This window comes from Bacillus canaveralius, assembly GCF_002860125.1.
In the GTDB taxonomy this organism is placed as follows: Bacteria; Bacillota; Bacilli; order Bacillales; family Cytobacillaceae; genus Bacillus_BJ; species Bacillus_BJ canaveralius.
Window position 1 is genome coordinate 57,317 of the sequence record NZ_PGVA01000013.1, and the last position, 13,181, is coordinate 70,497.

12 protein-coding genes and 1 riboswitch are annotated in these 13,181 nt (G+C 43.4%); of the genes, 5 read left to right on the forward strand and 7 right to left on the reverse strand.

Annotation, left to right across the window (positions count from 1 at the left end; translation table 11 throughout):
* Nucleotides 1–128: 128 nt before the first annotated feature.
* Entirely contained in the window at nt 129–1,088 is a 960-nt protein-coding gene (mnmL, locus tag CU635_RS06625; RefSeq protein WP_101576388.1) for a tRNA modification radical SAM protein MnmL/YtqA, read from the forward strand.
* Between the two features lie 42 nt (nt 1,089–1,130).
* The gene (gene mnmM, locus CU635_RS06630; protein WP_101576389.1) at nt 1,131–1,703 is read left to right on the forward strand and encodes a tRNA 5-(aminomethyl)-2-thiouridylate-methyltransferase MnmM; all 573 of its coding nucleotides are present in this window, start codon (nt 1,131–1,133) and stop codon (nt 1,701–1,703) included.
* Nucleotides 1,704–1,748: 45 nt separating this feature from the next.
* Here the strand turns inward: mnmM and CU635_RS06635 are convergent, their stop codons facing one another.
* Both CU635_RS06635 and CU635_RS06640 read right to left on the reverse strand, forming a co-directional pair.
* On the reverse strand, nt 1,749–2,849 hold the full coding sequence (locus tag CU635_RS06635; protein ID WP_101576390.1) for a tetraprenyl-beta-curcumene synthase family protein: 1,101 nt from the start codon (nt 2,847–2,849) through the stop codon (nt 1,749–1,751).
* A 14-nt stretch (nt 2,850–2,863) separates the two neighbouring features.
* Nucleotides 2,864–3,667, reverse strand: a complete 804-nt coding sequence (locus tag CU635_RS06640) for an alpha/beta hydrolase (protein WP_101576391.1) — start codon at nt 3,665–3,667, stop codon at nt 2,864–2,866.
* A 157-nt stretch (nt 3,668–3,824) separates the two neighbouring features.
* On the opposite strand from CU635_RS06640, the gene CU635_RS06645 reads away from it, so the two are divergent.
* Together CU635_RS06645 and CU635_RS06650 are read left to right on the forward strand one after the other, a co-directional pair.
* Nucleotides 3,825–4,337 (forward strand): gamma carbonic anhydrase, encoded by a 513-nt coding sequence (locus CU635_RS06645; RefSeq protein ID WP_101576392.1) that lies wholly within the window; start codon nt 3,825–3,827, stop codon nt 4,335–4,337.
* A gap of 143 nt (nt 4,338–4,480) precedes the next feature.
* Complete coding sequence (locus tag CU635_RS06650; protein WP_101576393.1) at nt 4,481–5,347, forward strand: C39 family peptidase; 867 nt, start codon at nt 4,481–4,483, stop codon at nt 5,345–5,347.
* 114 nt (nt 5,348–5,461) lie between these two features.
* Here CU635_RS06650 and asnB read toward each other — a convergent pair whose 3' ends face one another.
* Nucleotides 5,462–7,369 (reverse strand): asparagine synthase (glutamine-hydrolyzing), encoded by a 1,908-nt coding sequence (gene asnB, locus CU635_RS06655; RefSeq protein ID WP_101576394.1) that lies wholly within the window; start codon nt 7,367–7,369, stop codon nt 5,462–5,464.
* 220 nt (nt 7,370–7,589) lie between these two features.
* Nucleotides 7,590–8,786 (reverse strand): methionine adenosyltransferase, encoded by a 1,197-nt coding sequence (gene metK, locus CU635_RS06660; RefSeq protein ID WP_101576395.1) that lies wholly within the window; start codon nt 8,784–8,786, stop codon nt 7,590–7,592.
* Nucleotides 8,787–9,161: 375 nt separating this feature from the next.
* Nucleotides 9,162–9,310: riboswitch (SAM riboswitch) on the reverse strand.
* 231 nt (nt 9,311–9,541) lie between these two features.
* On the opposite strand from metK, the gene pckA reads away from it, so the two are divergent.
* The gene (gene pckA / locus CU635_RS06665; RefSeq protein ID WP_101576396.1) at nt 9,542–11,128 is read left to right on the forward strand and encodes a phosphoenolpyruvate carboxykinase (ATP); all 1,587 of its coding nucleotides are present in this window, start codon (nt 9,542–9,544) and stop codon (nt 11,126–11,128) included.
* A gap of 235 nt (nt 11,129–11,363) precedes the next feature.
* On the opposite strand, the gene CU635_RS06670 is transcribed toward pckA, so the two are convergent.
* The 3 genes from CU635_RS06670 to CU635_RS06680 all read right to left on the reverse strand — a co-directional run bounded on the left by CU635_RS06670 (nt 11,364) and on the right by CU635_RS06680 (nt 13,155).
* Nucleotides 11,364–12,317 (reverse strand): hypothetical protein, encoded by a 954-nt coding sequence (locus CU635_RS06670; protein WP_101576397.1) that lies wholly within the window; start codon nt 12,315–12,317, stop codon nt 11,364–11,366.
* Nucleotides 12,274–12,819 carry an RNA polymerase sigma factor gene (locus tag CU635_RS06675; RefSeq protein ID WP_101576398.1) on the reverse strand — a complete coding sequence of 182 codons (546 nt, stop codon included), beginning with the start codon at nt 12,817–12,819 and terminating at the stop codon, nt 12,274–12,276. The genes CU635_RS06670 and CU635_RS06675 overlap by 44 nt, the downstream gene beginning before the upstream one ends.
* A gap of 93 nt (nt 12,820–12,912) precedes the next feature.
* The gene (locus CU635_RS06680; protein ID WP_101576399.1) at nt 12,913–13,155 is read right to left on the reverse strand and encodes a DUF2584 domain-containing protein; all 243 of its coding nucleotides are present in this window, start codon (nt 13,153–13,155) and stop codon (nt 12,913–12,915) included.
* Nucleotides 13,156–13,181 lie beyond the last annotated feature (26 nt).

Sequence of the window (13,181 nt, forward strand, 5' to 3'; positions counted from 1 at the left end):
ATAACATTGTTATGCCGGTCCCATCTTGAAGAATACTCCGTAATAGCAGGATTTTCATTTGGATAAAGAAAGACATCATGCTACAATTTTTCTTATGTATATTGTACTTGACGGAGGTTGAGCTAAGGTTGATTCAGAATAGCCGATTTTTCTATTCAGCTGATGATAAACGCTACCATACTTGGAATTACCATTTACGACAAACATTTGGACATAAAGTTTTCAAGGTTGCTTTAGATGCTGGCTTTGATTGCCCGAATCGGGACGGGACGGTTGCGCATGGAGGCTGCACATTTTGCAGTGTAGCCGGTTCCGGTGACTTTGCCGGAAACAGGGCCGAGGATATTGAAACACAGTTTTTCAAAATCAAAGAAAAAATGCACCACAAATGGAAAGACGGCAAGTATATGGCGTATTTTCAGGCATTCACGAATACACACGCCCCTGTTGAGGTATTAAGGGAAAAGTTCGAGGCAGCACTTCAGCAAGATGGGGTTGTCGGGCTTTCGATCGCAACAAGGCCTGATTGTCTCCCGGACAATGTTGTAGAGTACCTGGCAGAATTGAATGAAAGAACTTATTTGTGGGTTGAGCTTGGTTTACAGACGGTGCATGAACGGACAGCGCTTTTAATTAACCGCGCCCATAACTTTCAATGCTACAAGGACGGTGTTGCCAAGCTGAGAAAGCATGGAATTCGCATCTGCTCACATATTATTAATGGCCTTCCCCTTGAAACACCGGAAATGATGATGATAACAGCGGAGGAAGTAGCCAAGTTGAATGTGCAGGGAATAAAAATTCACCTGCTTCATTTGCTTAAAGGAACGCCAATGGTGAAGCAATATGAAAAAGGAATGCTCGAATTTCTGCCGTTCAACGATTACGTAAACTTGGTTTGTGACCAGCTCGAGATGTTACCACCTGAAATGATTGTCCATCGAATCACAGGGGACGGCCCGATTGACTTGATGATCGGACCGATGTGGAGCGTCAATAAATGGGAAGTGTTAAATTCAATTGATACGGAACTAAAGCGCCGGAACAGCTGGCAGGGCAAGCTCTATCAAACAGTGAAAGTGCTTTAGTATCATGCCCTTGATCCGAAAAGTCGCATTGGAGGGTTAATGATGAAGCTTGAACGAATTTTGCCATTTGCGAAAACTTTATTGATTAGTGCGGTTCAGCCGGGGGACATCGTTGTAGATGCAACGCTTGGCAACGGACACGATGCACTTTTTTTGGCAAATCTTGTCGGTCCTGAGGGAAGGGTTTACGGTTTTGATATTCAGCAGAACGCGATTCTTGCAAGCAAAGCGAGGCTTGCTGAGCATGACTTGCTTGACCGTGCCACCCTGTTTCATAAAGGTCACCAGCATATAATCGACGCCATTCCGGCCGCCGATCATGGAAGAATTACAGGCGCCATCTTCAATTTGGGTTATTTACCGGGCGGCGATAAAGAAATTGTTACCCGGCCAGAGACAACCATTGCATCTGTCGAACAATTGCTTGAGATTATCGCACCTGAGGGGATCATCGTTCTTGTTATTTATCACGGACATCAGGAAGGGGGGGTTGAACGCGACAAACTTCTTCAATACTTGCAGGAGCTTGATCAAAATATCGCCCACGTGCTTCAATATCGATTTATCAACCAAAAGAATAATCCCCCTTTTATCATTGCCATCGAAAAAAGGTAGCAAAAAACGGAGCATGAAATCATCTGCTCCGTTTTTACATTCATATTAAAGCTTATTTAATAAGGATCGCATTAAACCGATCGGCATCCACTTTTGCATCATTCGATATGCTCTGCCGTTTATGTAAAAAAAGAAACTGACTGACCCGCCCTTTTTTATCATTGCCTTTGCAAGCTTGCGGACACGCTTCTGCTGCCGGACCTTTTCGTCCGATAGATAGACTCCCAGCAGCCCCCTATTGATCAATTGATGGAAGCGTTTATGGGGAAGATTATCTGTATGACGATCTGCCTCGCTCAGGAAATGCTCCAATCTGCTGAACATTTTTTCTTGATCATCATAATAAAAGCAAAAATTTAAATCGCCGCCGGCAAGGTCCTCTTCCTGGTCAATGAAATAGTCGAGTAGTATATGCAATCCTTGTATGTACGGGAAGTACCCGTTTTTGATAATATCTGCATCTTCAGCACGGAAACCCGCGCTCATTGCATAGGAGATTAAACAAAAAATACCGAGCGTGGAACCTGAGCACGCAGAAAACTCATACCATTCCATTTCGGGCATTGCGCCCTTGTGATCGTCAAACCATATTTGCAGGCGTTCCACTCTTTCATCAACTGCGACGTGTTTATGAATTTGCAAATCACAATAATAACGGCACAATTCAAGCAAATGTGATTTTATAAGTGAATAATTTCTGCTATTGGAAAGCACTTCACGACACGTCCCGGCAAGGTCGGCCAGGTAATTGCCATCGTCCTGGTCTTGTCTTAGACGATAATAGTTTTTCGGTTCTGCCCCGATCGTTAACGCATCTGCCATCGATTCATGCAAAGCCTGGAAATCAGCAGGATCGAGCGAGGTGCTTCGGTCACAAAGGTTATCCAAGTAATCGCTGATCGTTTGATAAGCCACTATAAATCGAATCGCTTCTTTATAATTTTCCTTTGCAAGCAAAGCCAGAATTGCGCCGCCCTCACAATGAAATGTTTTGTGTTGGATGCTTGCGAGTGCCTGTTTACGCAGTTCCTGATTGGGGATGCTAGCAGCCCGCTCCTTCCAATAGTTCAGCTCTTTATGTACTACCGGAAATACTTTTCTGTACACTTTTGACATTAAGCTGAGCGGCTCGATAGGAATCGACATTTCTTCACCCTCCGTTAAACCAGATAGCCAATCACCTTTAATTGGCTGATCACGAAATCCTTCGCATATTCAAACACATCTTCACGTTCCGGTTCATTAAAAATTTCATGGTAACAGTTTGGCCATTCTTTAAATCGTTTTTCGGAAAGGGGAACTTGATTAAACCAATCCTTAACGTTGGCCTTGTTGACTATTTTGTCATTCCCGGCTTGCATGACAAGCATCGGAATATCCTGGGTTGCTTCCATATTTTCATATACTTCCTTCATCGCACTTATCATTTCGCGATACCATCTTACCGACACTTTTGTGATATAAAGAGAATCATTTAAATCGGCATCGCGGACGTCCTCATTACGTGTTGCCATGTCGACCGTTAACCCGGAATCAATCCGAAAGGAAGGAACGATAAGATTCAAACCGAGGGAAATTGCATTCAGCATTTTTGACGGGTATTCGACAAGCCCAAGGCAAGGCGATGATAAAATCACTCCGGCGATATTCAATTCCACTTCCTGCAGAAGTTTGATCGAGATAAGCCCGCCGAGGCTGTGTCCGACAAGAAACACCGGCAGATTAAATTGGTAGGCTGCCTGTATCCAATCCTTTACTTCTGTTAAATATTCATCGAAGGAATCGATATGCCCCCGTCTCGATCTTGTTGTCATCCCCTGACCGGGAAGATCGCCCATGATTACGTGAAAGCCTGATAAACGCCACATCTCAATTAGCCAGCCATAGCGGCGGTGATGTTCCATAGCCCCATGAACCATCACTATAACTGCTTTTGCTTCTCCTTCAGCTTCCCATTTCCACATACAATCTTCCTCCTGTAACTAACAATAAATAATTTCGCCCATAGGTCTATTTGAAATATATCATATTCTCCGGTAAATACCGTTAAAAATGCTTTGAGACAAACTTTAAAACTTTCGGTAAAATCAAATTGTAAGATAACAGTAAAGGAGAATGAACATGATTTATCCATACAATGGAAAAACACCCCGAATAGCTCCAACCGTGTTTCTTGCTGATCATGTTACCGTCACCGGGGATGTGAAGATCGGAGAAGAGTCAAGCATTTGGTTTAATACCGTCATTAGAGGGGATGTCGCCCCAACGATTATTGGCAAAAGGGTGAACATACAGGACAATTCCGTTCTCCATCAAAGCCCCAATCATCCACTCATCATTGAAGATGAAGTCACCGTTGGACACCAGGTGATCCTGCACAGCTGCCTAATTCGCCAAAAAGCATTAATCGGCATGGGCTCAATCATTTTGGATGAGGCCGAAATTGGCGAAGGAGCTTTTATCGGCGCCGGAAGCCTTGTCCCGCAAGGAAAAAAGATTCCGCCTAATAGTCTGGCATTTGGCAGACCCGCAAAAGTGATCAGACAATTGACAGATGAAGATAAGCAGGATATGGAGCGGATCTCCAGGGAGTATGTTGAAAAAGGCCAGTATTATAAAGCCCTAAAAAAATAGTATTTTTCCCGAATCCGGCAATCCACTTTTCCTGCAGGCACCTGAGCATAGCAAACTCATTATTTATTATTGAATAACAGGCCTTAACATATACTGCTTTCAATCCGATAATAAGCCTATAGATTTGTTAATGGGTGATATAGATGAATATATTTTTAATATCAGGGCTGCTGCTCATCTCTCTGCTACTCCTGATTACTTTTATAAAAAAAATGAGTCCCTGGAAGTACGCCTTTATGCTAGTGTTTATCGCGCTGGTTACTTGTGGTGCCTTCTTAATGGACAACTCCGATAATCAGGTGGCAAAAGCGGTTGAAACAATCAAAAATTTTGTCAATAGATCTGACAATGAAGCACTATCGGCTCTCCCTGATGATCGCGATTTTTCGATTATTAAAATTGAGCCCAATGTGCTCCTTGATGCTCCTGCTGTATCACAATTTCCCGAGCTGCCGCGCGGCTGCGAAGTAACGAGCCTAGCGATGCTCCTTCAGGCCGCAAACGTCCAGGTGGATAAAATGACGCTTGCTGAGCAGATAAAAAAAGATCCTACTCCTTTCCAAATCTCTGGGGGACAAATCTTTTTCGGTAACCCGCATGACGGCTTTGTCGGAAGCATGTATTCTTATCATGAACCCGGCCTCGGCGTTTACCACGAGCCAATTGCACAATTAGCAGAAACGTACCTGCCCGGGAAAATCCTTGATATGACCGGCTCCCGCTTTGAAGAGTTAAAAATTCACCTTTCCGACGGCAGACCAGTGTGGGTAATTACAAACACTCGCTATAAAAAGCTTGAAAACAGCCAATTTCAAACGTGGAACACACCAACCGGACAAGTCAAGGTAACTGCCAGGGAACACTCCGTGCTGATCACCGGTTATGATCAAGATTTTGTTTATTTTAATGACCCGCTTAGCGGCGAAAAAAATAAAAAAGCACCCATCACCGACTTTGAACAGGCCTGGGTGCAAATGGGAAGCCAGGCAATCACATTTCTATCCCGTTAATAACGATGCAGTAATTTTGACAGGTCAATTCTTGTACCAAAGAATTGACCTTTTGCATAGAAACAAATCATAAAAGACAAAAGCCCTTTTGTTGCAAAAGGGCCTGGGTTTTCATTAATTTTCAATAGAGGTCTGATATGATTTTTTCATTTCAAATTCTGTCTGGAACGCATACTTTTTCTCGACATACACATCGTGCCAAAGCATAAACATCAGCACCGTCCAGATTTTCCGGCTGTTATCCGCTTTATTTTGGCAATGGTCATCAAGCAGGTTCAATAAATATTGTTTGTTAATGAGATGGTCCGTGTTGCTTTCGCGGATCATTTTTTTCGCCCAATCAATCATTTCATCCTTTAACCAGTGGCGGATTGGAACAGGGAAGCCAAGCTTTTTGCGGTTCAGCACATGATCGGGAACAATTCCTTCAGCAGCTTTCCGTAAAATATACTTCGTTGTTCCGTTTGCCGTTTTCAGGCTGGTTGGAATTTTCGAAGCAATTTCAAACACGGCTTTATCAAGAAATGGAACACGCAGCTCCAGTGAATGAGCCATCGTCATTTTATCAGCTTTCAAGAGAATATCGCCGCGCATCCATGTGTGAATATCAATATATTGCATCCGGTCAACTGGATCATAGCCATCACTTTCTTCATATAACGGCTTTGTTATGTCCCTATAGTTTAAACGGTTGTTATATACATTAAGGATGTCGCGTTTTTCTTCCTCCGTAAACATTTTCGCATTGCCAATATAGCGTTCCTCCATTGGAGTGACGCCTCTTTCAATAAAGCTTTTACCTCTCATGCCATCCGGCATCATGCGGGCAATTCCTTTCAGCATCGCTTTACCTGTCCGCGGAATTTTGTTAAAAACTTCAAGTGACTGCGGCTCCCGGTAAATATTATAACCTCCGAACAATTCGTCGGCACCCTCACCCGACAGCACCACAGTGACATGCTTTCTTGCTTCCCGCGCCACAAAGTACAGCGGCACGGCAGCCGCGTCGGCAAGAGGATCATCCATATGCCACATGATTTTCGGCAGTTCATCCATATATTCTTGCGCGGTAATCACATGGCTAATATTTTCGACACCCAGCTTTTCAGCCGTCTCTTTTGCCACATCAATTTCACTGAAGCCGTTTCGTTCAAATCCAACCGAGAAGGTTTTAATAGCCGGATGAAATTCTTTAGCGATTGAAGCAATAATCGAAGAATCAATTCCGCCTGACAGGAAAGACCCTACCGGCACATCGCTTCGCATATGAATTTTAACCGAATCGAAAAGAACATCTTTAATTTCTTTAATGTAATCTTGCTCCGACTGTTGGACCGGACGGAAGGCCGCTTTCCAATAGCGCGTCATTTCCATCGGTGCACCAATTTTTTTTATAAAATAATGCCCCGGTTCCAGTTTGCGGATTCCCTCTGACATCGTTTCCGGCTCAGGGACAAATTGATAGGTTAAATAATGCTGGAGCGCCTCATAATTGAGAACGTCATTTTCAAGTGCAAGCAGAATGCTTTTCTTTTCTGACGCAAAGAATGTTCTTTCCCCGTCATCGAAGTAGAAGAACGGCTTAATTCCAAACGGATCTCTGGCGCCGTATAAAGTTTCCTCTTGCTTATCCCAAATTACAAAGGAAAACATGCCACGCAGTTTTTCCACTGCTTTTTCTTTTAGATGGCTGTAAAGGGCAATAATTACCTCAGTATCTGAATGGGTTGCAAATGACAATCCTTCATTCAGCAGCTCGTCGCGAAGCTCTACATAGTTATAAATTTCCCCATTGAAAATGATCCAGTAACGTTCATTTTCATAGGTTAATGGCTGATGGCCGCTTTCGATATCTATTATGCTCAACCGGCGGAACCCGAACTGAATATGATCATCAAAATAATAACCGTCATCATCAGGGCCGCGGTGCGTAATAATCTTGTTCATATTTTTAAATTGTTGTTTTTGATCATCTTGAAAAGCCTGTGCTTTCTCATGTACACAACCAATAAAACCACACATTATGTACTTCACCTACTCCATTTCTTCGTGAGAATTGTTCTTTTATAAATACATACTATCTAATAGTACCATAATCATTGTAAAAAGGCAGAGCATTTCAGGAATAATCAACGGGAAATCAAGGGAACTATTTCCATTCCATGCCAAATATCGTCCTGTATCATTAGACGAAAAAAGAAAAAAGGAGTTACACATCATATGCAACTCCCTTATTGTTCAGTTATTGAGCTTGAGATTTCAAGGTTTCAGCTTTATCTGTACGCTCCCAAGGAAGGTCTAAATCGTTACGGCCAAAGTGTCCGTAAGCTGCTGTCTGCTTGTAAAGCGGGCGGCGGAGATTGAGCATCTTGATAATTCCTGCCGGACGAAGGTCGAAGTTGTTGCGGACTAGATTGATTAGGATGTCTTCATCAACTGCTCCTGTTCCGAATGTATCAATAGAAATCGACACAGGCTGGGCCACACCGATCGCATAGGCGAGCTGCACCTCCACTTTTTCTGCAAGGCCGGCAGCAACGATATTCTTCGCAACATAACGGGCTGCATAAGCGGCAGAGCGGTCAACTTTCGTCGGATCCTTACCGGAGAATGCACCGCCGCCATGACGTGCATATCCGCCATATGTGTCAACGATAATTTTGCGGCCTGTTAACCCTGCATCCCCTTGTGGACCGCCAATGACGAAACGGCCTGTCGGATTAATAAAGTATTTTGTATTTTCATCGATCAATTCCTGTGGAACGACCGGGTTGATCACATATTCCTTCAAGTTGCGCTGAATTTGCTCAAGTGTAACCTCTGGATGGTGCTGGGTCGAAATAACGATTGTATCGATCCGCACTGGCTTGTCATTTTCATCGTATTCAACCGTAACTTGTGTTTTTCCGTCCGGACGCAGGTATGGAAGTATCTCCTCCTTGCGCACTTCGGTTAAGCGGCGGGCAAGCTTGTGTGCCAGTGAAATCGGCAGCGGCATAAGCTCTTTCGTTTCATTGCAGGCAAATCCAAACATTAACCCCTGGTCACCGGCTCCGATCGCGTCAATTTCTTCATCAGACATTTGGCCTTCACGAGCTTCAAGCGCCTGATTAACACCCATTGCGATATCAGGAGACTGTTCGTCAATTGAAGTTAGCACTGCGCATGTTTCAGCATCAAAACCATATTTAGCACGTGTGTAACCGATACCGGCAATCGTTTCGCGAACGATTTTCGGAATATCCACATAAGTAGTAGTAGTGATTTCACCTGAAACCAGAACTAACCCTGTTGTAACTGAAGTTTCTGCAGCAACGCGGGCATTCGCATCTTTTGCAAGAATGGCATCTAAAATAGCATCAGAAATTTGGTCACAAATTTTATCCGGGTGACCTTCCGTAACTGATTCAGAAGTAAACAATCGACGTTTTGTTGACATCTGATTCCCTCCTTTTATATTCATAATAGGCAAGGGCATAAGAAAAGTGCCAGCACCCCAATTTTCCCGGAAAGGAATCTCCCAATCCGCTGCTGCCTGGCAACTGGTATATCATAACATGGTACTAATCTATGTGATTATTCTTAAGCCTTACATTGATACGGTATTCATTCCCTATGTAGTATGAAATAAACAAGAGCTTTTTATCCCACTTTACTATCGTTTAAGGGGGCCCGGCACATTGGCCGTTATTCAACGCTCCGAATAGTGGATAACAGGCTCTTATTCGTCAAACCAACTAAGCTGGCACCTGGTAAACGCAAAAAAACCTTCCTTATATGAGGAAAGGTTGATGTCCAATGTACGCGCCTTTCACTCTTATCGTTCAAGGAATGGATCCTTGCATCAGGTTAGCACCTTGCTCGACAGACATACACTTCCTAAAGAAAAAAGAAGTCCATACCATCAATAAGCAGGTTGCCGGGTTTCATTGGGCCTGACCCTCCACCAGCTCGGGATAAGAGAATATCCGTTCAATAAAAAATCATAACCTAAGCCGTAAACTCCTGTCAATAAAATTTTACTTCGGAAACAACACCATTGTCTCAATTTTTCGAGCAGCCACAATTTTGTCGAAATTGTTCAATAATTAGACGTTAAATAGTATAGACTATTTCGGTCAATGTGTTATACTAATTCATGAGATGTAATCACTTTCAACAAAAAACAAATTGGTAAAGGAAGGTATTCATCAGATGAATTCTGTTAGTGTATCCAATAAGTTAACCGAATTAGCAAAAGGAAATAATGTCCATGTACAATTGTCCGTCCCCCAGCTTGTCGAAAAAGTATTAAAGCGCAATGAAGGATCGTTAACCTCGACGGGTGCGGTACGCGCGACAACGGGAAAATACACAGGACGATCACCTAAAGATAAGTACATTGTCGAAGAACCATCTTCAAGGTCCAACGTTGAATGGGGACCGGTTAATCAGCCTATTTCTGAAGAAACGTTCTCCAACTTGTATAATAAAGTATTAGAATACTTGAAAGAAAAAGACGAACTTTTCGTATTCAAAGGATTTGCAGGTGCGGATAAAAAATACCGGATGCCAATACAGGTTATTAATGAATATGCCTGGCATAACCTGTTTGCCCACCAGTTATTTATCCGGCCGACCGAAGAGGAATTGCTTGGTCACCAAGCTGAGTTTACCATTATCTCCGCACCAAACTTTAAAGCGGATCCAAACGTTGACGGTACAGCATCAGAAACATTCATTATTATTTCATTTGAGCGGCGCACCATTTTAATCGGAGGTACCGAATATGCCGGCGAGATGAAAAAATCGATTTTCTCTGTCATGAACTATATTCTTCCTGAAAACAACATATTATCGATGCACTGCTCAGCAAATGTCGGCCTTGAAGGGGATGTCGCCCTATTTTTCGGCCTATCAGGCACTGGAAAAACAACTCTGTCTGCAGATCCGAATCGCCGTTTAATCGGTGATGATGAACATGGCTGGTCGCCAAATGGCGTGTTCAATATTGAAGGCGGCTGTTACGCGAAGTGCATCAACTTATCTCGTGAAAAAGAACCGCAGATCTTTGATGCAATCCGTTTCGGCTCTGTTTTAGAAAATGTTGTCATCAACAGTGAGACCCGGGTTGCTGATTACGATGACGGCACATTAACCGAAAACACAAGAGCGGCATATCAGCTGCAGGCAATAGACAATATCGTCGATCCAAGCCTTGCCGGACATCCAAATACGATTGTCTTTTTAACAGCCGATGCTTTCGGAGTCCTGCCGCCTATCTCAAGATTGACGAAAGAGCAAGCGATGTACCACTTTCTAAGCGGCTATACTTCAAAGCTGGCCGGAACAGAGCGCGGCATTACATCGCCGCAGGCAACCTTCTCTACTTGCTTTGGCTCACCGTTTCTTCCACTTCCAGCAACGCGCTATGCGGAAATGCTCGGCGAAAAAATTGATGAGCACAATGCAAAGGTATTTCTTGTCAATACCGGCTGGACAGGTGGAGAATACGGAGTTGGCAGCCGCATGAAGCTCAGCTACACGCGCGCTATGGTCCAGGCCGCACTTGACGGTGAATTAAACAGTGCCGAAACTGCAAAAGATGCAATCTTCGGCCTGGAAATACCGCTTCACATTCCCGGCGTGCCTGACGAAGTACTTCAGCCAAACAAAACCTGGGCTAATCAGGAACAATACAAGCGGAAAGCAACCGAGTTGTCTGCGAAATTCCGGGAAAACTTCAAGAAATTTTCCGGAGTACCTGCTCAGATTGAAGAAAAAGGCGGTCCTATAGCATAATAGTTAAAAACCAGGCGTTGATTACGCCTGGTTTTCGCTGTTTCGCGGATAAATTTTTAGTTTCGCGGATATACTAAATGTTTCGCGGATATACTCCACTTTTTCGCCGATAAATCCGACTTTTCGCGGATATCCCCTATCTTTTCGCGGATAAAATACTCTTCAGGCAGGATACATCGCCGCCTATGATAGAATCCAGGTCGCTGCACATAGATGTATTATCAATCGCTCGTTGCTAATCAACAACGACAAGCTCTGATTGTTGCCCCAATACAGTAAACCGCCAGCGCCCGCTATTTTTGATCTCTATTTTCCCGTTATATGAATAAATTTCTGCATTATCTGAAGCTCTCGTAAAGGCTTCTTTATCTGCTAATGAATAATTATAGTATTCAACTGGATTGTCAACATTCAATAATTCGAGTTCAATTTGTGCCGGCAAATCTTTACCTCCTACTTCCAGCGACACATTTTCGAAAACGGCAGGTTTAAGATCTTCCTGTGAAATCAATAATGTGGCATTTCCTATTTGTACATAGGGTTCTTTAACATAGACGGAAAATTCCCCGAATTTCTCTTTGCCCACTTTGAAGGTTAAAATCCATTCACCCGGGCGTTCAAAAGGTTGAAAGCTTGTAATCGCGTGAGCATCACTCCCCCCAACGCCACCCGCTACACTGGGGTTGGCCAGATGTTGCCTCATACCTGTTTCAACGTGTGTGCCAGTTACTCGCAAAGATTCACCAATCAGCTTTTCACTGTCACCCCATAAATGAATCATAATTTTAGAAACACTCCGATAATCCTCCGCAACCCAGTCATATTCAACCGGCTTCAAAACCCCAACCTTATTCGGAATCCCGTATAGTTGATCCACATATTCCAGATTTCCATTTTCATCAACAGAACTAAAAATTTCTCCTTGCTCGACCGGTTCCACTGTTTCAGCTGGTCCCCCTGTTTGAGTGCCTCCATCTCGTGTTTGCATAAACCAATAAGCGGGGCCGAAAATGATCATAATGAGCATTATAGCAGCGGTTCCAGTCCATAAATATGGGACTGTTTTTTTCTTGGGCCGATCACTATTCCGAATCGCAGTAATGACTCTGTTCCTTTTCTCGTATGGCAACTCATGCTTTTGAAAATCATTCAGCTTTTGAAGAAGCTGTTTTTCTGTTAGGTCGGACATCCATTGCACCCTCCTTCAACAAAGTATTCAATTTCTGGACAGCACGGTGAAAGGTAACATTTACTTTGTTGGTACTCCAGCCCAGCACCCTTGCTGTTTCGGCAGCCGATAACTCAGCTATTCCCCGTAACAGGACGACGTCCCGATAATTTTCCTTCAATCGATTGATAGCTAAATGCAATTCAAGCTGTTCCTCTTTCTGCAGCAAATTTTTATCCGCAGATGATTCCGGTTCATTTTGGCTGCTGTTTAACGATTGCTTTAGTTTTTGCCATAGACTTTTCCTGCGAAAAGAATCAATCGCTGTATTTCTGGCAATCGAGATCAGCCATGTTTTCGGATCTGCATCGTTCCTGAAGCGCGGAAACGCTAGAAGAGCTCTTAAAAAAGTGTCTTGCACAATATCTTCTACATCCCTGCTTCCTGTATAGTAAACAAGGTAATTTGTAATGTCTCTTTCGTATTGAAAAAACCATTTTTCTATGTGCCGGCCGGCGTCCATGATGACCCTCCCCCTTTACAAAATAAGACGCTCGCAATGCTGCAGAATTACACTTCCATAAAAATAAAAAAGCAGGCACATTTTCTGCCCTGCTCAGTTTGTTGAGTTCAGTGAAACCAGCTGATAAGTTAGCATCGTTTTTTCGCTTGACCATTCAACCTTCGATATGACTGCGGTTCCGCTTGATTCACTCTCGATCGTTTTTCTGACATCGATGGGAATATCAATCGGATAAAGGCGGTAGCCTTGCTTTTCCAGCGTAAAATAGTTGTCTTTTAGACGTTTTTCTCTTCCCTTTGTCACGATCATCGTATTTAATTCGAAAGGCATGCCCATCTCTCTCTCTCCTTTACGCTATCCTT

Excerpts from the sequence above, each read along its gene's own strand:
- mnmM (WP_101576389.1), top strand. The coding sequence starts at position 1,131 with ATGAAGCTTGAACGAATTTTGCCATTTGCGAAAACTTTATTGATTAGT.
- CU635_RS06635 (WP_101576390.1), bottom strand. The coding sequence starts at position 2,849 with ATGTCGATTCCTATCGAGCCGCTCAGCTTAATGTCAAAAGTGTACAGA.
- CU635_RS06640 (WP_101576391.1), bottom strand. The coding sequence starts at position 3,667 with ATGTGGAAATGGGAAGCTGAAGGAGAAGCAAAAGCAGTTATAGTGATG.
- CU635_RS06645 (WP_101576392.1), top strand. The coding sequence starts at position 3,825 with ATGATTTATCCATACAATGGAAAAACACCCCGAATAGCTCCAACCGTG.
- CU635_RS06650 (WP_101576393.1), top strand. The coding sequence starts at position 4,481 with ATGAATATATTTTTAATATCAGGGCTGCTGCTCATCTCTCTGCTACTC.
- asnB (WP_101576394.1), bottom strand. The coding sequence starts at position 7,369 with ATGTGTGGTTTTATTGGTTGTGTACATGAGAAAGCACAGGCTTTTCAA.
- metK (WP_101576395.1), bottom strand. The coding sequence starts at position 8,786 with ATGTCAACAAAACGTCGATTGTTTACTTCTGAATCAGTTACGGAAGGT.
- pckA (WP_101576396.1), top strand. The coding sequence starts at position 9,542 with ATGAATTCTGTTAGTGTATCCAATAAGTTAACCGAATTAGCAAAAGGA.
- CU635_RS06670 (WP_101576397.1), bottom strand. The coding sequence starts at position 12,317 with ATGTCCGACCTAACAGAAAAACAGCTTCTTCAAAAGCTGAATGATTTT.
- CU635_RS06675 (WP_101576398.1), bottom strand. The coding sequence starts at position 12,819 with ATGGACGCCGGCCGGCACATAGAAAAATGGTTTTTTCAATACGAAAGA.
- CU635_RS06680 (WP_101576399.1), bottom strand. The coding sequence starts at position 13,155 with ATGGGCATGCCTTTCGAATTAAATACGATGATCGTGACAAAGGGAAGA.